At 44.5% G+C, this 21,146-nt stretch carries 22 protein-coding genes; 13 read left to right on the forward strand and 9 right to left on the reverse strand.

What is annotated here, in order from left to right; genetic code table 11:
- The first annotated feature begins 34 nt into the window (after window positions 1–34).
- From cysN to cysC, 3 genes are all read left to right on the forward strand, one after another.
- Window positions 35–1,477, forward strand: a complete 1,443-nt coding sequence (cysN, locus tag KO533_RS10260) for a sulfate adenylyltransferase subunit CysN (protein ID WP_173248558.1) — start codon at window positions 35–37, stop codon at window positions 1,475–1,477.
- 3 nt (window positions 1,478–1,480) lie between these two features.
- Window positions 1,481–3,205, forward strand: a complete 1,725-nt coding sequence (locus KO533_RS10265; protein WP_219253996.1) for an SLC13 family permease — start codon at window positions 1,481–1,483, stop codon at window positions 3,203–3,205.
- Between the two features lie 64 nt (window positions 3,206–3,269).
- Window positions 3,270–3,887 (forward strand): adenylyl-sulfate kinase, encoded by a 618-nt coding sequence (gene cysC, locus KO533_RS10270; RefSeq protein WP_105251589.1) that lies wholly within the window; start codon window positions 3,270–3,272, stop codon window positions 3,885–3,887.
- 102 nt (window positions 3,888–3,989) lie between these two features.
- Here the strand turns inward: cysC and KO533_RS10275 are convergent, their stop codons facing one another.
- Entirely contained in the window at window positions 3,990–4,829 is an 840-nt protein-coding gene (locus tag KO533_RS10275) for a TIGR03899 family protein (RefSeq protein ID WP_028761753.1), read from the reverse strand.
- Between the two features lie 144 nt (window positions 4,830–4,973).
- The gene (locus KO533_RS10280; RefSeq protein WP_219253997.1) at window positions 4,974–6,182 is read right to left on the reverse strand and encodes an MFS transporter; all 1,209 of its coding nucleotides are present in this window, start codon (window positions 6,180–6,182) and stop codon (window positions 4,974–4,976) included.
- A gap of 476 nt (window positions 6,183–6,658) precedes the next feature.
- On the opposite strand from KO533_RS10280, the gene hemG reads away from it, so the two are divergent.
- Both hemG and KO533_RS10290 read left to right on the forward strand, forming a co-directional pair.
- The gene (gene hemG / locus KO533_RS10285; protein WP_113939252.1) at window positions 6,659–7,180 is read left to right on the forward strand and encodes a menaquinone-dependent protoporphyrinogen IX dehydrogenase; all 522 of its coding nucleotides are present in this window, start codon (window positions 6,659–6,661) and stop codon (window positions 7,178–7,180) included.
- Window positions 7,181–7,287: 107 nt separating this feature from the next.
- Complete coding sequence (locus KO533_RS10290) at window positions 7,288–7,815, forward strand: cytochrome b/b6 domain-containing protein (protein ID WP_219254033.1); 528 nt, start codon at window positions 7,288–7,290, stop codon at window positions 7,813–7,815.
- Between the two features lie 107 nt (window positions 7,816–7,922).
- Here the strand turns inward: KO533_RS10290 and KO533_RS10295 are convergent, their stop codons facing one another.
- From KO533_RS10295 to nfsB, 3 genes are all read right to left on the reverse strand, one after another.
- A complete protein-coding gene (locus KO533_RS10295; protein ID WP_219254000.1) occupies window positions 7,923–8,678 on the reverse strand; it encodes a DsbA family protein in 756 nt (251 codons plus the stop codon).
- Window positions 8,679–8,990: 312 nt separating this feature from the next.
- The gene (locus KO533_RS10300; RefSeq protein WP_131524261.1) at window positions 8,991–9,635 is read right to left on the reverse strand and encodes a DNA-J related domain-containing protein; all 645 of its coding nucleotides are present in this window, start codon (window positions 9,633–9,635) and stop codon (window positions 8,991–8,993) included.
- A gap of 334 nt (window positions 9,636–9,969) precedes the next feature.
- The gene (gene nfsB / locus KO533_RS10305; RefSeq protein WP_219254002.1) at window positions 9,970–10,623 is read right to left on the reverse strand and encodes an oxygen-insensitive NAD(P)H nitroreductase; all 654 of its coding nucleotides are present in this window, start codon (window positions 10,621–10,623) and stop codon (window positions 9,970–9,972) included.
- Between the two features lie 162 nt (window positions 10,624–10,785).
- On the opposite strand from nfsB, the gene KO533_RS10310 reads away from it, so the two are divergent.
- The 3 genes from KO533_RS10310 to KO533_RS10320 all read left to right on the forward strand — a co-directional run bounded on the left by KO533_RS10310 (window position 10,786) and on the right by KO533_RS10320 (window position 12,939).
- Entirely contained in the window at window positions 10,786–11,151 is a 366-nt protein-coding gene (locus tag KO533_RS10310; RefSeq protein WP_105251592.1) for a glyoxalase superfamily protein, read from the forward strand.
- 76 nt (window positions 11,152–11,227) lie between these two features.
- On the forward strand, window positions 11,228–11,584 hold the full coding sequence (locus KO533_RS10315; protein ID WP_251073408.1) for a DUF6547 family protein: 357 nt from the start codon (window positions 11,228–11,230) through the stop codon (window positions 11,582–11,584).
- Window positions 11,585–12,201: 617 nt separating this feature from the next.
- Entirely contained in the window at window positions 12,202–12,939 is a 738-nt protein-coding gene (locus tag KO533_RS10320; protein ID WP_106649617.1) for a hypothetical protein, read from the forward strand.
- Window positions 12,940–13,426: 487 nt separating this feature from the next.
- On the opposite strand, the gene KO533_RS10325 is transcribed toward KO533_RS10320, so the two are convergent.
- From KO533_RS10325 to KO533_RS10335, 3 genes are read right to left on the reverse strand one after another with little or no spacing between them, the layout of a single operon-like run.
- Window positions 13,427–14,152, reverse strand: a complete 726-nt coding sequence (locus tag KO533_RS10325; RefSeq protein ID WP_028761645.1) for an amino acid ABC transporter ATP-binding protein — start codon at window positions 14,150–14,152, stop codon at window positions 13,427–13,429.
- A complete protein-coding gene (locus KO533_RS10330; protein ID WP_006085903.1) occupies window positions 14,145–14,825 on the reverse strand; it encodes an amino acid ABC transporter permease in 681 nt (226 codons plus the stop codon). Before KO533_RS10330 ends, KO533_RS10325 begins: the two co-directional genes overlap by 8 nt.
- 7 nt (window positions 14,826–14,832) lie before the next feature.
- A complete protein-coding gene (locus KO533_RS10335) occupies window positions 14,833–15,567 on the reverse strand; it encodes a basic amino acid ABC transporter substrate-binding protein (protein ID WP_105251595.1) in 735 nt (244 codons plus the stop codon).
- 370 nt (window positions 15,568–15,937) lie between these two features.
- Here KO533_RS10335 and KO533_RS10340 point away from each other — a divergent pair, with 370 nt between their 5' ends.
- The gene (locus KO533_RS10340) at window positions 15,938–16,819 is read left to right on the forward strand and encodes a hypothetical protein (RefSeq protein ID WP_219254004.1); all 882 of its coding nucleotides are present in this window, start codon (window positions 15,938–15,940) and stop codon (window positions 16,817–16,819) included.
- Between the two features lie 8 nt (window positions 16,820–16,827).
- Here KO533_RS10340 and KO533_RS10345 read toward each other — a convergent pair whose 3' ends face one another.
- Window positions 16,828–17,718 carry a LysR family transcriptional regulator gene (locus KO533_RS10345; protein ID WP_219254006.1) on the reverse strand — a complete coding sequence of 297 codons (891 nt, stop codon included), beginning with the start codon at window positions 17,716–17,718 and terminating at the stop codon, window positions 16,828–16,830.
- A gap of 122 nt (window positions 17,719–17,840) precedes the next feature.
- Between KO533_RS10345 and KO533_RS10350 the strand changes: the two genes are divergently transcribed.
- From KO533_RS10350 to pbpG, 4 genes are all read left to right on the forward strand, one after another.
- Complete coding sequence (locus KO533_RS10350; RefSeq protein WP_028761649.1) at window positions 17,841–18,275, forward strand: CidA/LrgA family protein; 435 nt, start codon at window positions 17,841–17,843, stop codon at window positions 18,273–18,275.
- A 2-nt stretch (window positions 18,276–18,277) separates the two neighbouring features.
- On the forward strand, window positions 18,278–18,997 hold the full coding sequence (locus KO533_RS10355) for an LrgB family protein (RefSeq protein WP_028761650.1): 720 nt from the start codon (window positions 18,278–18,280) through the stop codon (window positions 18,995–18,997).
- A 175-nt stretch (window positions 18,998–19,172) separates the two neighbouring features.
- Window positions 19,173–19,664 (forward strand): GNAT family N-acetyltransferase, encoded by a 492-nt coding sequence (locus KO533_RS10360; protein WP_219254008.1) that lies wholly within the window; start codon window positions 19,173–19,175, stop codon window positions 19,662–19,664.
- A gap of 396 nt (window positions 19,665–20,060) precedes the next feature.
- Window positions 20,061–21,029 (forward strand): D-alanyl-D-alanine endopeptidase, encoded by a 969-nt coding sequence (gene pbpG, locus KO533_RS10365; protein WP_105251600.1) that lies wholly within the window; start codon window positions 20,061–20,063, stop codon window positions 21,027–21,029.
- Window positions 21,030–21,146: the final 117 nt, after the last annotated feature.

Below are 21,146 nucleotides of genomic sequence, written 5' to 3' on the forward strand. Positions count from 1 at the left end.
ACCTTCAGCCAAGCAGATCAAGAGTGAGAATATGATGGACAAAGCGGTCAATAAAACCAATCTCATGGCGGCAGAAATTACCCTCCATGGTGTGAAAGAATATCTAGCCCTGCAGCAACACAAAGGCTTACTGCGTTTTTTAACTTGTGGCAGTGTTGACGATGGTAAAAGTACCTTAATCGGCCGTCTGTTACACGACAGCGCGCAGATCTATGAAGATCAATTAGCGAGCCTAAAGAGCGACAGCGCTAAGATGGGCACCACAGGTGAAGCCATTGACTTAGCCTTACTGGTGGATGGCCTACAAGCTGAGCGCGAGCAGGGCATCACTATCGATGTGGCTTATCGTTATTTTTCAAGTGATAAGCGCAAGTTCATCATCGCCGATACGCCAGGGCATGAGCAGTACACTCGCAACATGGCAACGGGTGCATCAACCTGTGATTTAGCGGTGATTTTAGTCGATGCCCGCTACGGCGTGCAGACTCAGACTAAGCGCCATGCGTTTATCGCGTCATTACTTGGTATTCGTCACTTTGTTGTGGCCGTGAATAAGATGGATTTGCTTGGGTTTGACGAGCAAGTATTTAACCGTATTCGTGCCGATTTTACGGATTTTGTTAAAGACTTCGGTAATCTCGATATCCACTTTGTGCCGTTATCGGCGCTTAATGGTGACAACGTGGTTGAGCGCAGCACCCAAAGCCCATGGTATCAAGGCGGTACACTGCTTGAACTGCTAGAAACCATTGATACTCAACGTGAACTCAGCTCATTGCCAGTGCGTTTTCCGGTACAATATGTGTCGCGCCCTCACTTAGATTTTCGCGGTTTTGCAGGCACTTTAGCCTCTGGCATCATTAATGTTGGCGACGAGTTAGTCGCTTTGCCATCGGGCAAACGCAGCAAGGTTGAACGTATTGTGACCTTCGATGGTGACATACCAGAAGCGGTTGCAGGCCAAGCTGTGACTATCACGCTGGAAGATGAAATTGATATTTCCCGTGGCGATTTACTGGCAAAACCGGATTCTGCACCTGCCGTCGCTAACGTGATCAGCGCTGACATAGTGTGGATGGATGAAAAGCCATTACAACTTGGTCAGTTATACGACATCAAAGTGGCTGGTAAGAAGACGCAAGCCTCTGTGACTGCTATCGATTATGTGGTTGACGTTAATACCTTAGCGCGCAGTGCGACGGATACGCTTGGGTTAAACGCGATTGCGCGTGTGACCTTAGAGCTGACCGAAGACATAGTGTTTGATGCATATTCGTTAGTGCGTGATACGGGCGGAATGATCTTAATTGATCGCCTGAGCAATGCGACGGTTGCCGCTGTGATGGTGGTGTCGGGTCAACACGTTAACAAACAAACTGCATCGCAATTTAGTGCCTTTGAAGTCGAGTTTAATGCCTTAGTGCGTAAACACTTCCCCCATTGGCAAGCGATAGATATCACTAAGCTTGGAGCTTAATTTGTGAGTGACTTGTGGCTATTAGCGATTATTTTGATAGGGCTTGTGGCTGGCTTAATTAGCGGCCGTATCAATCCAGCGGTATTGTTTTTATTTGCATTTTTGCTCTGTTATTTGCTTGGCATGGTTGCGCTCGATACCGCATTAACAAGCTTTACCAATATTGGCTTAGTCACGCTGGTCCTGCTGGTGTTGGCCGCGACGGCGTTAGAAAAAACGTCCCTGCTGGGGAAGTTGAGTCAAGTCATAGGCAATAGTTCTTTGCCTATGACAATGGCAAAGCTCGGTTTTTCGACGGCTTTACTGTCGTCATTTACTAATAACACTGCGGTCGTGGCATCACTGATTGGTGTTGTGCGCCGCAATCAGGCACACGCGCCGGCTAAGTTATTATTGCCGTTAAATTATGCGGCAATTTTAGGTGGCACACTGACCCTGATTGGTACCTCGACCAACTTGATTGTGAACTCCTTTGTAGAAAACGCCGGCTTACCCGCCTTAGGCTTCTTCGAGTTTACGCCAGTTGCAGTGGTGATCGTCGTCGCAGGCATTTTGTTACTGACCTTACTGGCGAACATTCTGCCCGACAGACGGGAAGAATCAGGTGAAGAAGCGCTGCCATATTTGCTCGAAGCCCATGTGGCGAAAGGTTCGTCCTTGGTCGGTCGCAGTGTGGTGGATAACAAACTTAGGGCACTAAAAAAGTTATATCTGGTTGAATTAGAACGCAGTGGCATTTGTATTTGCCCTGTGCCGCCCCAGTTAGTGTTGCAAGCGGACGATGTGCTGCGCTTTAGTGGCGCGGTGGAATCGGTTGAGTTATTGCACCAATTCGATGGTTTAGATTGGTTTGGTAAACATCAAGCCAAAGGACAAAATTTAGTTGAAGCTGTACTCGCACCGTCGTCCAGTTTAGTGGGCAGTTCATTGAAAGCATCGCGTTTTCGTGAGCTATTTGATGCGGCTGTGATGGCCATTCGCCGCGGAAATCATCCGCTGAAGGGTGGACTCGGTGACATTATTCTGCAACCCGGTGATGTGTTGTTATTGACGCCAGGTGATGGTTTTAGCAATAGCGCAAAGCTGAGTTCAGAGTTTGCAGCGATCAGTGGCTTAGATTTGAATGTGCGTCTAGACAGTCGTCGTGGTCGTTGGGTATTGCTGGGCTTTGCGGCAACGATCATCCTGAGTGTCACTGGCATATTACCCTTGGCTAAAGGTTTAGTGATATTGCTGCTCAGTTATTTTGCCATAGGCGCAGTCACACTGGCTGAGCTTAAACGCCGTTTCCCATTGGAATTAGTGGTGATCGTGGGGAGTGCATTAGGGCTTGCCAACTTGATGATGAGTACAGGCCTTGCGAACAGTTTAGCCCAAGGATTACTCTCAGTTATTAACGGTTATGGGGTATTTGGCGCTTTTGTCGGCGTGTATTTAATGACTTTATTGCTGACTGAACTGGTGACCAATAACGCAGCGGCGGCGCTGGCGTTCCCTATCGCTTACGCGATTGCACTTAATTACGGTGTCGATGCAAGGCCCTTTATTATGGCCGTTGTCTTTGGTGCCAGTGCGAGCTTTATTTCACCCTACGGCTATCAGACCAATTTGATGGTATTTAATGCGGGTAATTATCGCTTCAGTGACTTTGTCCGCCTTGGATTGCCGTTATCTGTGCTGTATTCCCTGATAGTGATATTTATGGTGCCGATCATCTTTCCATTTTAGTGATTAGCTTGAGTTTATTGCCCTTATGTTAGCGGTTAGTCAACATGGGGATTGAGGAGTTTTTATGACAAATATCGTGTGGCATCAACATCCTGTAGACCAAGCCGCCAGAGCCGAGCAGAAAGGCCAAAACCCAGTACTACTTTGGTTTACCGGACTTTCTGGCGCGGGCAAGTCAACATTGGCGGGTGCACTAGAGCGGGCGTTATTTGAGGCGGGATTCCACACTTATTTGCTCGATGGCGATAATGTGCGCCATGGCCTGTGTAAAGATTTAGGGTTTACGGTTGAAGACCGTGATGAGAACCTGCGTCGTGTGGGTGAAGTGGCTAAATTGATGGTGGATGCGGGGCTTGTGGTGTTATCGGCCTTTATTTCCCCGACCCGTGAAGAACGTGATGGTATTCGTGCCCGTTTTCCTGCGGGGCAGTTTATTGAAGTGCATGTAGCGACGCCTTTGAGTGTGTGCGAGCAGCGTGACCCTAAGGGGTTGTATGTGAAAGCGCGCAGTGGCGAAATTAGCAATTTCACTGGTATTTCATCACCCTATGAAGCGCCATTAGCCGCTGAGTTAACCATAGATACCAGCAAAGGCGATTTAGTGACACAAGTGCGTGCATTAATCGATTATTTAACGGCGATCAATGTTATTAATGCCGATAAGGCAAAAGCGCTAGCTTAACATTTAGCCCTTATCTTGCTTAAAAGGAGCCTTTAGGCTCCTTTGTTATTTCTGGGTTTTACTGCTTATACCATTGATTCATAATTTTTTATGGCGTGAGCATTATTCTATTTTAAAGTCTTTAGCAAACAAGAGCTGTAGAGCCTTCAAGTATTCTTGATCCGGCTTAGGCTGTACTAGTTGGGCGAGTTCATCACCAATCGGTGTTAAGCGATAATAACTAAAAAGCAGATTACCGCTCTTGGGCGTAAGCTTCATTTGTATGCCTTGCAGGGCAAATTGAATCGGTGTTTTGTTATTGAGTAGGCCGGTTTCGAACTCACTGCTGTGAAGTATTCCCGCATCGACTAAGGTCAGAATACTGGAATAAGGTAGCCCAAACTGGGATAAGCCTAAATTGACTGAGGTGGTTTTACGGAAATACTGGCCAATCCCACCCGACAAGCGGTAGCCACTGATGAGTTTTAGGCGCTGCTCGTTATTCACCTTAGCCGCCATGCCAAGGGCTTTTTCAAGAATTTGTGCTTCCCTGTGAGTCAGTTGCTTGAGCAGCGCTAGGGTACGTAGACTGAAGTTGCCCGGATTGACTATCTCGCTCGACAATATCCGAGCCCATAAATCTTGCATCTTGCGGTTATGGATTTGTTCCGCCATCAAGAAAAATTGATGGCTCCAATCGGGATCAAGATCGACCCCAGTGACATCTGAGTGGGTATAACTGAGGGCTAAGGCAAAAATGGTTTCCACATTGGCCTGATATTCGCTCGATAACTTGCGTGCTCTATGTTGAGCTCGCTCGGCTATTGAGGCGTTCGCAGGGCGATATTCTTGCTCACTGGCGAGCCCTAATTGGCGACCGAGTAGCAGGGCTTTTTTGCGAGCGGATACCTCGGATGCTGACTCGCCTTCTTCTGCCAACAGTAAAATATCTGAATCCTTCATCGCGTTATTAATCCTTGAGCCTGCACTGTGGTTGAGGTGAGGGTTTAGTGAACTCTTACATTCGGTTGTAGCTTACTTTAGATGATCATCTCTTTAGTTTGAGCATCTCGTTAAGCCAATTCTTTGGTTCGTTATTATGCCGTTTTATTTAACGACTTTAGCGATTGATTTCGCACTTTTAGTTGGCCAAGACCATAAGGTTTCATTACCCGGTTCAGGATGGCGCGGAACATTCAGCGCTAGCAGTAACGAACATACGGCAAAGCCCGCCCCTATGTAAAATACAAAGGCGGGATCGGTTAACCATAATAAGCCCAAAAGCACAGGAATAATCACAGCCGCTATGTGGTTTATGGTGAAACTGACTGACATAGTGGCGGCAATATCTTTGCTGTCGGCGATTTTTTGAAAATAGGTTTTCATCGCAATTGCCATCGCAAAAAGTAAATGATCGATAACGTAGAGTGCTGCCGCCATATTGGCTTGTTCGACTAGGGCATAGCAGATAAAGACTAAGATGAGTCCGATATATTCCACAGTAAGCGCATTACGCTCACCAATACGTCCAATCAAACGACCAATAGCAGGCGCAAACAGTAGATTAACGGCATAGTTGATTAAGAACAGCGCAGTGATTTCACTGACGCTATAACCAAACTTTTCAACCATCATAAAGCCCGCAAATACCATAAAGATTTGCCGCCTTGCACCTGAAAAAAAGGTGAGCAGGTAATAGAGCCAATAGCGTTTACGCAGTATGATTTTTTTGTGTTGTATTTCCGTTGTCTCAAACTTGGGGTAATACCATGTTATGGTTAGCACAATGACGAGACCTAATACGCCTATAATCAAATACATCTGCAGGTAGTCTAGCTTCAACCAAGTCATTACTAGCCAAATGCTGGCATAACCGACTAAAGCGGCCGCCGAACGCCACGCCAGTGCTTTACCCATAAAGCCAGCCGCGTCTTTTTTATCGACCCATTGCAGCGTTAGCGATTGGTTGATGGTTTCAAAATAGTGAAATCCGACAGACATCAACACAGTCGTTAGATATAGGCCTATGACCTGAGGAAAGAAACCTGTTACCGCTACGCCGATACATAAAATGGCGAGCGAGAGCAGGGCGAAGGCTTGTTCTCGAATGAGCAGCAGCACAAAAATCGCCGTAAAAGCCAAGAAGCCGGGGATTTCGCGCAGGCTTTGTAACATGCCGATTTCAGCACCAGTGAATTGGGCTTTCTCAATCACGAAGTTGTTGAGCAATGCCTGCCAAACGGCAAACACGAGTGACATAACAAAGGTCATCCACAGCAAGAGTGCTTTAGGATCTTTTGCTTGAATAGCTTTCATGGATAAGGGACTCAGGCGATAAGTGTTCAAATGCTAATGCTTTTTTCTTAGGTTGGCTATATAAGGTGTGACTTATCCCTTTCAATTTTGTAACAATGTTTAGGCGAATTAACTCTCTAGGTTACAAAGACGCTAAAGCGAGAATATACCTAAGGCGTTATTTTTGTGAGGCAGTTAAAACTACCGCATATACTTGGGGTGTTTGGCGCTAAGCCCGTGATCTATTTCATGTAAATTGGCGGGTAAATCACCTAGTATGAAATATCATAATTGTCATTTTACTTTTGCATACCAAGTTAAATTCCACTGGAATGCCAATGACTCTGGGTGTCCATTGCTACTTTTAGCGCATTTAGTCTGAGCGTTGTGATGTCATTTGATATGCCAAACGGGCATAGAGAGTCGAAATTAAGTCGCCTGCACCGTCTTTTCTAGGCCGCTTATTGTTATTTTGCTTGGGATTAATCGAGGCTAAATTGAAAAGAATTCTTATCATTTACTCTAGTGTTCACGGCCAGACCCAAAAGATTGCTAAAAAGCTCGCACAGCAGTTAATGGCTTTGGGTAATGAAGTGGTTACTGCCGATATCAAGGCCGCTCCAGTGCTCACTGAGTTCGACAAAATCATCATAGGCGCCAGTATTCGCCATGGTAAACATAACCCAAGTTTGTACGAGTTTATTGAAAAGCATCAAGCCGTATTGACGGATAAGGTCAGTGGTTTTTTCTCTGTCAGCTTAGTGGCACGTAAACCCGAGAAAAACACCCCAGAGACCAATCCTTACATGCAGGCATTTTTAAGTAAAACCACTTGGCGGCCACAATTGCTGCGCGTTTTTGGGGGTAACTTGAATTACCAAGGCTATAACGCTTTAGATAGAAATATTATCCGTTTCATCATGTGGTTAACGAAAGGACCTACGGACCCTGTTACCAATGTTGAATACACGGATTGGCAGAAAGTGACTGAGTTTGGTGAGCAGATCCACAACGCTTAAGCTTGATATCAAATTTCGGTGCTTCATTTAGCCCTATTCTATTCGCGCCCTGAAAGCGGTATGTATGCCTTAGTCACGAGGGCAAAGGAGCATTAAATATGATCAGTATGATGACTAAACTTCGCTCCTTATGCCGAGTCATTATGGCGCAACTGCATGTGTGGATTGTCGTGTCGACGAGCCTACTCGTGTGTGCCAGTCCGTGGATTTTTATGGGCCGACGGATACCCGATAACGCCAGTTTTTGGGATTATTTGCATGTATATTTAGGTTTAGCGTGCACTGTGCTTGGGATTCTTTTTTTACTCAGTAATACCTTGCGTGGCAAGTGGCACCAATACTTTGGCTGGTTGGCGGGCGATTGTGCACAGTTAAAGCAAGATATTGTTGGACTTGCTAAAGGCAAATTCCCCGTCGCTGGTGGCAAAGGGCTGTTTAGTGCCATAGAAGGTATCGGCATGCTGTTGCTAGTGGCTACAGGGGTTACGGGCCTAGTTTGGTTTGTTGTTCAAGGGACGCCAACAGCACTGGCATGGCGTGGTTATCATCAAGTCTTTGCGCAGGCTTTTATTGGTTTCTTGATCCTACATCTCGTCTTGGCTGCGAGCCATATTCTTGATTTTATTCGGCAATAAACTTCAGAACCCATATTGAGCGCTTATACCAATCACTTGGATTGAACACGCATAAAAATGGCCTCCTAATTTGGAGGCCATTTTTTTATTCCAACGATTGTTTTGAATTAGCTAAGACGTTGCTGACGGGTCACACCAATTGCGGCGGCGAAGACTAGAAATAACCAGCTTAGACTGCCACCCGATGAGGTTTTAGCGGGGGCGGCATCTTTCTCAACAGCAAGGTAGTTAATTAACCCAATTAACTCATCTAAGGTTTTGATGCTGTTTAAATTTACCGCATATTTATCGTTCACGATAAAGGCGGGTACGCTGTCGATTTTGAATTCATTCTGCTGGGTGCGCCACAGGGAAAGCTTTTCATTAGTGCTTTTGCTATCGGCTAATTCATCGTATTTAGCAGCATCGACATCAAATTGGGCGAAGACTTTTTTGATGTCATCACGGCTGTTAATTTGCGGCTCGTGCTGATGGCCTGGTGCACTGTGATCGTGGCCGTTTGCGCCCTCAGCACCTTGGATTGCGGTAAACATGGCATGGGTTAAGGCGTCTTTGTTATCAACGCTTTGGATCACGGCTAATGAACGCATCACTTCGGTGCCAATGTCGCTATTCATAAAGTCGACATGCTTATTGTCGAAACTTATCTGTTTGTTGAGGTTCGCCTTGATATCAGGCAAATAGTTGGTTTCCATATTGAAGCAGTTATGGCAATAAAATGAATAGAATTCAGTGAGTTTTGGTTCGCTGCTAGGCGCTTTGGTCGAGATTTGAGTGTAATGTGTGCCTTCAACAAAATTGGCGGCAAAGGTGCTCAATGGTGCAATCGCTAAGGTTACAGCCAAGGCTAATTGTTTAATCATAGTTTCCTCAAATTCGGTGGGATTGAATTCACAATGTCAGTCGTTGTTATCGTTGATATTCAACGGTCAACATTAGAGATAGAGTGAGCTTCAACCTAGGAGTTAAGCTAGCCCAAATGGCAGCGTTGACACATAGGTTCAGGTTAAATGGAAAGGCTTAATTATGACTGAATTGGCATGAAGCTAGTAGGCTAAATCTGTGATCTCAATGGAAGTTTTACCTTAGATTTGGCAGGACTGCAGACAGGATCGCATCGCTAAGTCGGTGCATGTTGATTAAAGCCCCGTTCTGCATCATCACTGGCTAAATTCTTACGCAATATCCCTAAGCGACTGCCAAGCTTCGCACACCTCGCGAAAACGCGCCGCATCGCCATCGGGTCTGTCTGGGTGCCATTTGAGTGCTAAACGACGCCATTGCTTGCGGATATCACGGGCGGTAGCACTCTCGTCTAATTCGAAAACTCGCAGCGCGTTACCTTTGTTCATCAGATTGATATTTAAGCCAATATAGCTCTTATAATTGCTCCAGAATGCCTCAAGTAATTCTCGTACTACGTTTTCGCTGGTGTCGTAGTTATTCCAATCGAGGTAATACTCACGCAGGGAAGTATCTTGCATTATCAGCAGGTTAACGTTTGATGGTACTAAGCGGAAGATTTGAATTTCCATGGCTTTGACTTGCAGCCATTGCTTGGGCAGTAATATTTCTTGCAGCTCAAACAGGGCGTTCATCAGCAGGAAGTTACGTTTGAATAAATCGTTACCCGGATTTTCATCAAGCTGGTGGATCAGCCCTTGGGTTTGTAATTCAGTGGCTAAGTGATGGATTTTCCAACTTTGATTTGAAGCTTGTAAAACCGTAAGCAACGGCCAAATCAGTGGGTTATCGCCCTTAGTGTTTGCAACTCGAATCGATTGAGATTCTTCAGTGAGTGAGGGTTTGGCAAATAACATACTGACTGTCCCATCCTAAATTGTGAGTGTTACCAATGCGCCGATAAAACCGCTGGGCTGCAACAAATATGACTCGAAAGGCGACGATAAATGATCATTCACTAAGTTGAGCCGCAAACTATGCCACAGAGCCAAAGTGTAGGCAAAGATGAATTTTAGAGCAATACCGTGATGGTTTACTCCTACTTTAGATGGTTTCTCGGCGTAAATAAGCCGTTAACAGCAGTGAGGTTTTAGGGGAAGGTAGTTAAGAGAGGGCTAGTTTTAGACATGACGCCCTTGTTTATATCACATAAAATCAAGGGCATGCTTATTTTTCACATAGAGTGAAGGACTAGATTTCGGTGAAGATCACTTCTTGATCTAAGCGAGACTTAGGCAACTTAGCGTTGAAATCATTTTCTGAGTGATAACCTAATGCAACAACCACGCAGGCACATAGAGCTTGCTCTCTTAAGCCTAGGACTTGATTCATTTTAGTGGTATCAAAACCTTCGATCGGACACGCATCAATATCTAATACACTTGCACCGAGCATTAAAGTGCCAAGCGCTAAGTAGACTTGTTTTTCCATCCAATGCTGGGCATCTTTCAGCTCAAATTTATGCATATTAGCGAAGAAAGAACGGCCATTATGTTGGCCTTGCTTGGCTTCTTCATTAGCAAAGCGGCCATCCTTCGCTTCTTGCTCGAGTACTTGCAGTAAGTGTGCTTCATCTAATTGAGCACGAGCACAGAGTACGAGTACATGGGAAGCATCGAGAATTTTTTGGGTATTAAACGCATAGTTTTCGGTCGCTTGGGCAACTAACGCTTTACCTTCCGCCGTACTCGCTAACACAAAATGCCAAGGCTGTGAGTTAGTCGATGATGGGCTGTACTGCAATAAGGTTTTGATTTCTGCTATTTTATCCGCAGGAATCGTCTTAGTTGGATCAAAGGCCTTAGTGGTGTAGCGCTTTTTGGCGAAGAAACTTAAATCACTCATGTAACGGCTCCAAATCATTAAGGAATACAAATTCAATGGCAGCATTTTAAGCAGGTTTAAGTAAAAAACAATGTGATCAAAGCAGGTATTAGTTTCAAAAAAAATTTGAAACTGGGAGCTTATGCGCACTAGACAAAGCTTATGTGTGATGGAGTAGATGGCATGAAGTTTCAGACAATCCCAATTATGCGGATCTTTGATGAAGATAAAGCCAAAGAGTTTTACCTTGGCTTTCTGGGGATGGAATTAGATTGGGAACATCGCTTTGAGGATGGCTACCCGATTTATATACAAGTTTCACTTGGTAATTTTGTTTTGCACTTGAGCGAACATTCAGGCGACTGTACTCCTGGCTGTAAGGTTTTTGTGAATGTGAGTGAACTTGATCAATTATTTGCTCATGTGACTTCTAAGCCATATAAATACAACAAACCTAGTATTGAAGATGCGCCTTGGGGCGATCGTTGCTTTACTGTAACAGATCCGTTTTCAAACAGGATTTTGTTTAATGAAGCAGCAGACACATAACAGAGTGAGGCATTCGAGGCCTGCGCATTTACAAGTTTACGCGCATGGGCACTGCGTTATGCTTTCAGGAGAAAAAATGAGTTCAGTTGAATTGTGGAGAAGCTTTGTTGACGAGTTTGCTCAGTTACATGATGGAGTATTTGAAAAATGGGTCTTGCAAGACGGGAGCTATCCAAACAGGCAGGAAAATTCAGAAATAAATGAGTTCTTAACGTCACTAACTGTCCCGCAAAGAGAGATTCTCGTCAAGATGCTTATTAATGCTAGACATGGTGGTATTCATAATGCCTTAGTACGACTTAATGACAGAATGGACTGCGAAAATGGTCAGTATTACGAAAACGGCATTGAGATGGAATTTCAGCCCTTTGGTTCCACCCTTTACTATGACTATGTTTGTCGCCGAGAAGGGGATAATTGGGAGCAAGAATAGGTATTATCGGAATATCTCGCTTCCAGTGATCACCCTGCATATAGCCTAGCACACAGCTTAATGATTTCAGTTGCTTAACAAAGCAATCGCTGGTTGAAGGCAAACCAAAAGTGCATTAAGTTGTTGGTTTAAAATGGTTGGCTTGATTTATTATTCGCTAACGCGGATCCGCTTATACCCAACGTTATGTGTAAGGGAATCTTAATGATCGAAAGACCCAAAGTAATAAACCTCACAGAAGCCAGAACGATTCGCAAAGTCCATTGCGGAGAGTGTAACTGGGAGCAGGAAATAGCTGCTATCACTGAAGCTGAGATAAAATGTTGCCCTTGGTGCGGCTGGAGCGATCTGGAAATAAGTACTTTAAAAGCAGAAGGTGGCTTCCAAGAAATAGAATGTCAAAAGCACGGTAGAGTTACGGTTCTACTACCTAGCTGCAATATTGATCCACTAGACTTCATGAACAACTTATTTTGTCCATTCTGTGAGTAACACATAACAATGCAAACCAGCCTGATGGCTTTTTCGTTCCTTGTTTTGCTACGCTATCGCAAAACAATCCACTACAAAGCAGCGGCTGTTTGCGGCTTATGCGTGAAGAGAGATCGGATATATAAATGGAAAAAGCATTAATAGATATTAGGTATTACGCTAGCGACTCCCTATATGAGACAGGTAAGAGTCTACCTTCGAGTTGTTCTAGCTTTTTCAAATTTCCTAAGCTGCTTCATTACTGGGGTGCTCGTATAGCCACAATACTTGGTGCAAATGGATTATCCCTCGGAGAATTCGATCACCTATATGTAAACTACACAAATGCTATTCCAGAAGGCACGATGGTTTTTTCCGATAGAACACCAGAAAAGTGGCTTAGGTATATAGACTGCGGTGTAAATTTTGAGAAATTAAAATCATTAAATGAGTCCGAACTTGAACAATTTGTAATTCGCAGTACCTTTGAGTGTCTTGAGCACCTTTGTAAGTTGAGCATAGAAAAAACCGAAAAAATCAAGCTTGCTTCAAACGAGGTGGAAAGATTTGGTTCTGCGGTCGAGCTTCCGGTTAAGGCAAAACATACTAAGTCATATTCGGTTCTGGTTTCATATAAATTGCGCCCAAATGGCGAAGCATCTCATGGGCTTGTAAAATACATTAATCACAAAACAGGTGCTACTTTCACTAAAAGGTTTGTTGATCTTAAAGGGCCATCGGATATATTTCCTCTGGTAGGTACAATTTCAGTAAAAGATGGAAAAGTCCTGATCACGCCGAGGGCATCATTTAAAGCTAGCCTTTACACAAATTCATATCAGATTCCAATGGAGATTGATTTAAGTGAAGCGGCAAGCGCATAACAAGGCGCTGCTAGGGACAAATCTACGCTGCGCTTTGGTTTGTCCTAGAGCGCGGCGTTAATCCATAGAAAATTTAATCCGAAAATCATAGATTAGAGCAAGAATTCTAACCCATTTATGTCTACTAGCTTTTTACGTACATATAGCAAAACTGGTAGTTAAAATTGGCATTGGGTCACCAGTGAGCGTTGGTGACATGGATGTCGCCGTCGAGCCTATAAGGACATATTCATGGCGTGTCGCTGGAGACACAATGACAATAAACTCCCTGAACAGATAAACGGCTATTTAGCTTTTGTTCAATACCTATTAATTCAAAGGCATAATTTTTATGGTGTTGTGAAAGATGATTATATCCTGACTTGTCTAATTTAGTTTTTGTCATGAACGTTGAATGTTGGGATCCTAATTTGAATCCTTCGCTCACTGCACGTACTTATAAAGGTCATGACAGTGAGCATGAGGGACAGGACTTAAGCCGCTTAAGCTAGCGTAATACTTTGCTTAAAAATGCTTGGGTACGGGCTTCTTTCGGGTGGCTAAATAGTTCATCGGGAGGGCTTGATTCGACTACATAACCGCCGTCCATAAAGATCACTCGATCGGATACATCGCGCGCAAAGCCCATTTCGTGGGTGACAATGACCATGGTCATGCCCTTTAGCGCTAAATCTTTCATCACGTCTAATACATCCCCGACCATTTCGGGATCGAGTGCCGATGTTGGCTCATCGAACAGCATCAAGTCTGGTTCCATCGCTAATGCGCGGGCAATGGCGACCCTTTGCTTTTGGCCGCCCGATAAACTGGCGGGGTAGGCATTGGCTTTGTCACTTAAACCAACCTGTGCCAGTAGGTCGAGGGCTTTGGTCTCGGCTTGAGCTGGCGTCATCAGTTTTAGACTAATGGGCGCTAAGGTGATGTTTTGGATGACGGTTTTATGGGGGAACAGGTTAAAGTTTTGAAACACCATGCCCACTTTTTGCCGCAGTTTATCTACGCAGGCGTTTGGCGCTGTGATCAATTGACCTTCAATCTCGATATCGCCTTGGCTTGGCTGCTCTAACAGATTGATACAGCGCAAAAAGGTACTCTTGCCACTGCCGCTTGGGCCGATCACGCTCACCACTTCGCCCTGACGAATATGCTCGCTAATGCCCTTGAGCACTTGGTTATCGCCGAAGTTTTTATGCAGGTTGGTTATTTTAATCACTTTGTTTCAACCTCTTTTCAAATTTCGACAGCACAAATGTGAAGCTGTAGGTCAGGAATAGGTAAATAAGGGCGCAGGTAAATAAGGGCACACTGTCCTCGAAGGTACGGCTACGGATGATTTCACCGGCGCGCATAAGGTCAACACCACCGATAAAGCCAATGACAGCGGTTTCCTTGAGGAGCACGATAAATTCATTACCAAGTGCGGGCAGAATATTCTTAATCGCTTGGGGCAGAATAATCGATTTCATGGTCATTGCTTGGGACAAGCCAAGTGAACGGGCCGCTTCGGTTTGACCTTTATCAACGGCTTGAATCCCTGCGCGGATTATCTCAGAAATATACGCGCCGCTATTGAGACCAAAAGCGATAATGGCGGCGGTGATTTTATCGACATCTAAGGCTGAAAGCACGATGAAGTAAAGGATCACTAATTGCACAACTACTGGGGTGCCACGGATCACACCGACATAAAGATTGGCGGGGAAGCGGATATACCACTTAGACGACATCTTCATAAAGGTAGTGCCAATGCCTAACACTGCGCCTAATAACATGGCGAAGAAAGTGACGATTAACGTCACTTTCAAACCATTTAATATCAGCAGTATGCCTATCATGCCATCTTCGCCAATCGGGCTAAACAGCGAGGTATTAATTGCGTCTATCATGCTGATATCACTTTATATGGGCAGAAACGAGCGTCTGATATTGGCCGTCAGCTTTCATATTAGCCAGTGTTTTATTGATGCTCGCCAGCAGTTCAGGCTGCTCTTTTGACACGGCGAAACCATAAAACTCAGCAGGAAAATCCAGTTTAATCATCTTTAATTCAGGATTTTTAGCCAGATAGTTAGCGGCAGGTTCGCTGTCGAATAACACTAAATCCACCTTGGCATTTTTAAGCTCCATAATGGCTTCGAAACCCGTATTAAAGGCGGTGATATTTTGGGTGTATTTCTTTGACATGATGTCAGCGGTTGTGCCTAACTGCACCGCAAAGTGTTTGCCTTTAATATCTTCAAGCGTATGAATACTATTGTTATCTTTATTAACCAGTACCACTTGGGTCGCTTCGTAGTAAGGCTCAGAGAAGTTTACGTTGGCTTGACGTTCAGCAGTAATCGTCATGCCCGAGGCGATAAAATCAATCTTGCCTGAGTTGAGTGCGACGATCAGTGAATCAAACTTCATGTTTTCGACTTTCAGTGTCTTGCCCGCATCTTTAGCGATTTGCTTGGCCAGATCGATATCAAAGCCTTTGATTTCATCGCCACTTTGGCCGCCAACATATTCAAAAGGAGGGAAGGCGGCATTGGTGCCAACGACTAACACGTCATCGCTTTTTCCGCATCCAGCTAACAACAAGGTGGCAGTTAAGGTCAGGCCGCCTAATAACATGGATTTTTTCATTTAAGACTCTCTTGTTCGATTTCACTATCAGTGTGGCGACTATAGGCAGATGAGCATTAAGTGTCAATAATTATGCTTTTAATTTGATTAAAAATTCATTTCTATTTTGCGGTTTTCAGTCGCAAGATTGAGGCCCGCTGCTTTCCTGTACAAATTTGTGTGTAAGTTGTTTTTTCTGGGTTGAATTATTGTGCCTTGGTCTATAACTATTGTTACTGTTAGGTTTTTGGCTATCTATACTTCTGTGGTGTTTATTAGCGGCTTCTCAATGAGAGTGTCATAATTTGAACTATCGCCTATTATTCTTTGATTAAATTGGCTAGTTTAGCCGCTCTTTAACGGCAACCTTAGTTGGTGTTATTCCTATTTTATGCAGTTTAATCCTCTGGCTGATTTGATTATCAAGCTAGAAACGATGTTTCAGGAGTTAAAAGTGAACTATCTCAACTCAGCATTAGTGTGCTTAGCCCTGTGCTTATCGAGTGCACTGCAGGCCGAAGAGCAAACTCAGTGGTATTACAGCTTAGGCAGCCATGATTTTGTGGTCGAGGATTCTCACACCTTAGGGGTAAATGCGAGTCTATTGTTAGAACATAAAACCCAAAGCGATATTTTGCTGACGGCGGCGCTGGATGCCTATATAGACGTAGATGTCGATAAACTCGACCCTGACCACATCCCTGTGTGGTTTAAGTCTGCCTATGCCGCGAGCGGTGAACTTTATCGTGTTAATCCCGCGTTTTCATTCGGTTGGCAGTTCGATTTACAGGGAAAGCGTAATACCGTTAGCTCGGTTGAGAAACAAGCGAAGGTATTTCCTGGGTTGACAGCTAACTTTGACGGACAAGCATTACAGGCCCAGTTAAAGGCGGGGGCGGGTTATTACTATCTCGAAATCGATGATGATGTGCCTAGAACTCGAGGTTACGATCGTGGCGATTTTGGGAATGGTACGTTTGCTTATACCTTTATGGGAAGTGTAGGGGCTAATGTGACGCCTAAGCTACATATGCAAGTGGCCTCACAAACCTGGCAAGACGAAGACCAATGGTTAGAGAATCAATATCGCTTTGAGCTGAGTTACCAAACCGATTTTTGGCGGCCCAATAGCGTGTTAATGCTGAGCGCTGAGCACACGCAGTACAATTTAGACCACTATGCCAAAGTCGATGTTAACTCGGCTGAGTATTTGCCTATTCTGCCATGGGATAGCGATACGCTAGTGCGTTTAAGCTTAGTTGTTCCTTGGTAAGAATAGGGTTATTTATGGGTTAAGTGCTTCTCGACTAAGGCGATCATGGCTTGAGCCGCGAAGGATAAGACTTGGTCTTTGCGCCAAAAGAGGGATAACTCCCAGCGCAGCTCGTCACTCGCCAGCGGGATATTTACGACGCCTGGCACGCTGTAGCGCCGCGCGATGGAGCGCGGTAATACCATAACCCCTGTGCCTGCGGCGACTAAGGCAATCCCGAAATCGGCTTGGCTAACGCGGGTGATGTTTTTAGGGACAAATCCTGCCTGTCGGCAGGCATTGAGCACTAATTGATAGAGAGTGTATTCGGTTTCGAACATCACCTGAGGGTCGGCACTAAGATCGCTAAACGATAATATCTGTCGGGTGGATAACGGATTTTCCTTAGGCAGCACTACTACCATAGGATCGTTAAACACGCGTATGCCATCATAGCCCTCATCAAAATCAATAATCCCAGTAGCCAGTTCAATTTCGCCCTTTTGGATTGCCGCGGTTTGCTCTACACCGCCACGGACGAGTAAGTGCATCTCTATCTGCGGATATTGCTGGCGATATTTGGCAATAATCGGGGCAAAAATTTCGGCACTGCCTAGAGGAGCCAATCCGAGATTGAGTTCGCCCGCGGTTAAACTGCGTTGGGCCGTGAGTTCAGCGAGCATGCGTTGTCGGCCAGCGAGTAACTCTTTGCCATGTCGGTAAACAACTTCGCCCGCGGGCGTGAGTTTGACTTGGGTGCCGCGTTTACCGCGTTCGAGTAAGATGAGGTCTAGCTCCTCTTCCAATTGGCGTACGGCTTTTGATAGTGCAGGTTGGGTGAGATGGACTTTTTCGCTGGCTTTACCGAAGCCTCCAGCATCGACGATTTCGATAAAATAGCGGATAACTTTGAGGTCCATTAAGGTTCACCTTTAAATGTATTCTTAAAATTCATGCATTACATTCTTAATATTCATTTTTTTTATCAAATAGGCAAGCCTAGAATAGCCCTATAGAAAACTTTGTTCTAACCGAGAAAATCATGTCATTCCCACAAGCCGCAATACGTCAGTGTCGACATTGGGCTTTGTTATTAAGCCAAATCGGCCTCTTCTGTTTACTGTCCTTCGCATGTCACTGGTTCGCCACTTGGGCACATTCTCCTATTCCAGGGAGTGTGATTGGCTTAGGCATACTCTTATTTTTATTAGGTTTTAAACTCATTCCTGAAAATGCAGTGCAACTGGGCGCCGCTTGGTTGATTGGTGAGTTATTGCTGTTTTTCATCCCGCCAGTGATATCCGTTATTAAGTACGAAGGTTTGTTTGAGCAATACGGCACCAATATATTGTTCACTTTAGTGATGGGCAGTGTGTGTGTGATGTTTGGTACAGGCTTTGTGGTCGATAGAGTGTTTCGTTTTGAGCGCCAACTGAACATCAAAAAGCAAGCCCGTCGCCACGCTAAGGCGGCTTAATGATGACTGACTCAAAAGTGGTGGATTTTGTGTTGTCGCAGACCGGATTAGCCTTATTCAGCTTATTGCTGACAATATTCTGTTACTTCGGCGCCAAGCGTCTCTATAAGTACCATAGAGTCTGGTGGTTAGCGCCCATAGTGTTAGCGCCAATAGTGATTACCTTATTGGTGTTTAATCTTAAGATCCCGCTGCCAACCTATTTTGAGTACACCCATTGGTTGATGGCCATGTTAGCGCCCGCGACTATCGCCTTTGCTTTGCCGATTTATCGTGAGCGTAACTTGATCCGCCAGTATCCGCTGACGATAGGGTTAGGTGTGACGGCGGGATTGTTTTTGGGGATGATGTCTTCTTGGCTGTTGGTGAAGTTTGTGCCTTTACCGGTGGAATTGTCTAAGAGTTTGCTGGTGCGTTCGGTGTCGACTCCCTTTGCGATGGAAGCGACCAGTGCCTTTGGCGGCGTGCCTGAGTTGACGGCCATGATGGTGTTAATTACAGGCGTCATTGGCATCTTGGTGTGCGATCCCTTATTTAAATTTATGCGTATTCGTACTTCGTTAGGTAAAGGTGTTGCTCTAGGGGCATCTGCCCATGGTGCTGGCGCCGCAAAAGCCAATGAAATCGGCAAGCAAGAGGGCGTTATCGCCAGTTTGACTATGATTTTTATTGGTATTGCTATGGTGTTAGGCGCCCCCGTTTTTGCATTGATTTTTATCTAGGCTTTGAATGCTATCGTGTGAGTTTTATGGCTTGAATTTACACACCTCAATTTCGGCAAATTTGCCTCTTCGAGCGCTAACTCCTTCTCGGTTATGCGCTTTTTTTTTGAGCTTACCTTCATAAAATGTGGCATGCTGTACCAAGTTGAAATACATAGTATTAATGGTGATACCTATGTCTAGTAAGTCAGACAAACAACCAAACACACAATACAGCGTGAGTTTACGCCCGATTATTGAAAGTGATCTTGAAGCTATTTTTGTGCATCAAAGCGATCCCATTGCTAACCAGCTTGCTCAATTTCCTCCTCGGGATCGAGAAGCGTTTTTTAAACATTGGCATCAAAATATTCTGGGACAAGTGAATGTATTACCAAGGGCGATAGTGGTTGATGGCAAGTTTGTGGGCAATATTGGGCATTGGCAAAGTGATGGACAAGCGCTGATAGGGTATTGGATTGACCGTGAATATTGGGGCAAAGGTATCGCGACACAGACCTTAGCGCAATTTTTGCCTTTAGTCAGTTTAAGACCCCTTTTTGCCCATGTGGCTAAACATAATTTAGCTTCACTGCGAGTGCTGCTCAGACACGGTTTTGTGCTGACAGACCAACTGATACAAGAGAGCGAAGATACTGAAGCTTTACTCGAATTTGTCTTACGCTAGCGGATATGATGCTATAACGCGACATTTTATGGCGTATGTTAACGCTTTCATTCGCCTAAAATGACGTATTTAGATGCTTGAAACCACTGTTGTACAGGGACTTTTGTTAAAAGTGCAAAAAGTCGCCCATTATTTTCATTTCAAATTTTTATACTGAAAAAAGCCTATTCCTAAGATTTTGTCTCTACTGTAATTGAAAAGCCTAGATCTAGATGCTTTATTGCTCTGAATTGGTGACAGGTTAAGCTGGTTTTATATAAAAAAATTGAGAAGAAAGTGCTGATCTTACTGATAAAAGTCTAATTGCATTCTATTTCTTTCACTGTAGAACTCCTATACTTAGCCAAAACCTGTGCCATAGCACAATCGATCCCTTATCTATTCAGTGAAATCTATATGAAGATCCGTTTTCTGCTCAGTAGTTTTATTCTTGCGTGCAGCAGTCTCACCGTTGCCACGACAGCGCATTCAGCCGATTCGGCCTCTGTCGCATATAAAAGCACCAAAACTCAATCGACAGCAAAAACGAAGCAAGCACCATTAAAGCAAGAAATTGCAGGACGTAGTGCGATAGTCGTGGACTTAAAAACCAATGAAGTGCTTTATTCCAATAATCCTAATGCAGTAATGTCAATTGCATCTGTCACTAAGTTGATGACAGCTATGGTGGTGCTGGATGCAAAGTTACCTATGGAGCAAAAGCTTGCGGTAAACATCCGTGATACCAAAGAAATGAAAGGTGTTTATTCTCGAGTTCGTATCGGCAGTGAAATCAGCCGTAAAGAAATGTTATTGCTGACCTTAATGTCATCAGAAAACCGTGCAGCTGCAAGTCTTGCACATCATTATCCCGGTGGTCATAAAGCTTTTATTAAGGCGATGAATGCCAAAGCAAAAGCGCTGGGAATGAAAAATACCCGCTATGTTGAACCTACAGGTTTATCCTATAAAAACGTTTCGAGTGCCAGTGATCTGATTGTATTACTTAAGGCCAGTGAAAAGTACCCTATGCTAGGCCAGCTGAGTTCGACCGAGAAGAAGACGGTTACCTTTGCCAACCCAAGATACAGTTTAGATTTTCGTAATACCAATCGTTTGGTTTATAAAGATAACTGGGATATTCATCTAACCAAAACAGGCTTTACGAATGCAGCAGGGCACTGCCTTGTGATGCGTACTGAAATGGCAAAACGCCAAGTGGCATTTGTCGTGCTCGATGCTTACGGCAAATATACTCATATTGCGGATGCTAACCGTTTACGTAACTGGCTAGAGACTGGCAAAGTCACTCCTATTCCTGCTGAAGCTAAGCAATACAAGAAACAACGTAGCCAGCAGCAATTAGCTAAGTTGAGTGAGACCTAGTTTCTCGGTTGCAGCTTTATAAAAGTTAAAACATAAAGGCCAGATGAGCAATCAATCTGGCCTTTATGTTTTAACGCTTTGAGTTTCTACTCAATTTTGGTAAATTTATGATGGATT

It is taken from the genome of Shewanella sp. NKUCC05_KAH, assembly GCF_019345585.1.
Classification (GTDB): domain Bacteria; phylum Pseudomonadota; class Gammaproteobacteria; order Enterobacterales; family Shewanellaceae; genus Shewanella; species Shewanella oncorhynchi.

Excerpts from the sequence above, each read along its gene's own strand:
- cysN (WP_173248558.1), top strand. The coding sequence starts at position 35 with ATGGACAAAGCGGTCAATAAAACCAATCTCATGGCGGCAGAAATTACC.
- cysC (WP_105251589.1), top strand. The coding sequence starts at position 3,270 with ATGACAAATATCGTGTGGCATCAACATCCTGTAGACCAAGCCGCCAGA.
- KO533_RS10275 (WP_028761753.1), bottom strand. The coding sequence starts at position 4,829 with ATGAAGGATTCAGATATTTTACTGTTGGCAGAAGAAGGCGAGTCAGCA.
- KO533_RS10280 (WP_219253997.1), bottom strand. The coding sequence starts at position 6,182 with ATGAAAGCTATTCAAGCAAAAGATCCTAAAGCACTCTTGCTGTGGATG.
- KO533_RS10290 (WP_219254033.1), top strand. The coding sequence starts at position 7,288 with ATGATGACTAAACTTCGCTCCTTATGCCGAGTCATTATGGCGCAACTG.
- KO533_RS10295 (WP_219254000.1), bottom strand. The coding sequence starts at position 8,678 with ATGATTAAACAATTAGCCTTGGCTGTAACCTTAGCGATTGCACCATTG.
- KO533_RS10300 (WP_131524261.1), bottom strand. The coding sequence starts at position 9,635 with ATGTTATTTGCCAAACCCTCACTCACTGAAGAATCTCAATCGATTCGA.
- nfsB (WP_219254002.1), bottom strand. The coding sequence starts at position 10,623 with ATGAGTGATTTAAGTTTCTTCGCCAAAAAGCGCTACACCACTAAGGCC.
- KO533_RS10310 (WP_105251592.1), top strand. The coding sequence starts at position 10,786 with ATGAAGTTTCAGACAATCCCAATTATGCGGATCTTTGATGAAGATAAA.
- KO533_RS10315 (WP_251073408.1), top strand. The coding sequence starts at position 11,228 with ATGAGTTCAGTTGAATTGTGGAGAAGCTTTGTTGACGAGTTTGCTCAG.
- KO533_RS10320 (WP_106649617.1), top strand. The coding sequence starts at position 12,202 with ATGGAAAAAGCATTAATAGATATTAGGTATTACGCTAGCGACTCCCTA.
- KO533_RS10330 (WP_006085903.1), bottom strand. The coding sequence starts at position 14,825 with ATGATAGACGCAATTAATACCTCGCTGTTTAGCCCGATTGGCGAAGAT.
- KO533_RS10335 (WP_105251595.1), bottom strand. The coding sequence starts at position 15,567 with ATGAAAAAATCCATGTTATTAGGCGGCCTGACCTTAACTGCCACCTTG.
- KO533_RS10340 (WP_219254004.1), top strand. The coding sequence starts at position 15,938 with ATGCAGTTTAATCCTCTGGCTGATTTGATTATCAAGCTAGAAACGATG.
- KO533_RS10345 (WP_219254006.1), bottom strand. The coding sequence starts at position 17,718 with ATGGACCTCAAAGTTATCCGCTATTTTATCGAAATCGTCGATGCTGGA.
- KO533_RS10350 (WP_028761649.1), top strand. The coding sequence starts at position 17,841 with ATGTCATTCCCACAAGCCGCAATACGTCAGTGTCGACATTGGGCTTTG.
- KO533_RS10355 (WP_028761650.1), top strand. The coding sequence starts at position 18,278 with ATGACTGACTCAAAAGTGGTGGATTTTGTGTTGTCGCAGACCGGATTA.
- KO533_RS10360 (WP_219254008.1), top strand. The coding sequence starts at position 19,173 with ATGTCTAGTAAGTCAGACAAACAACCAAACACACAATACAGCGTGAGT.
- pbpG (WP_105251600.1), top strand. The coding sequence starts at position 20,061 with ATGAAGATCCGTTTTCTGCTCAGTAGTTTTATTCTTGCGTGCAGCAGT.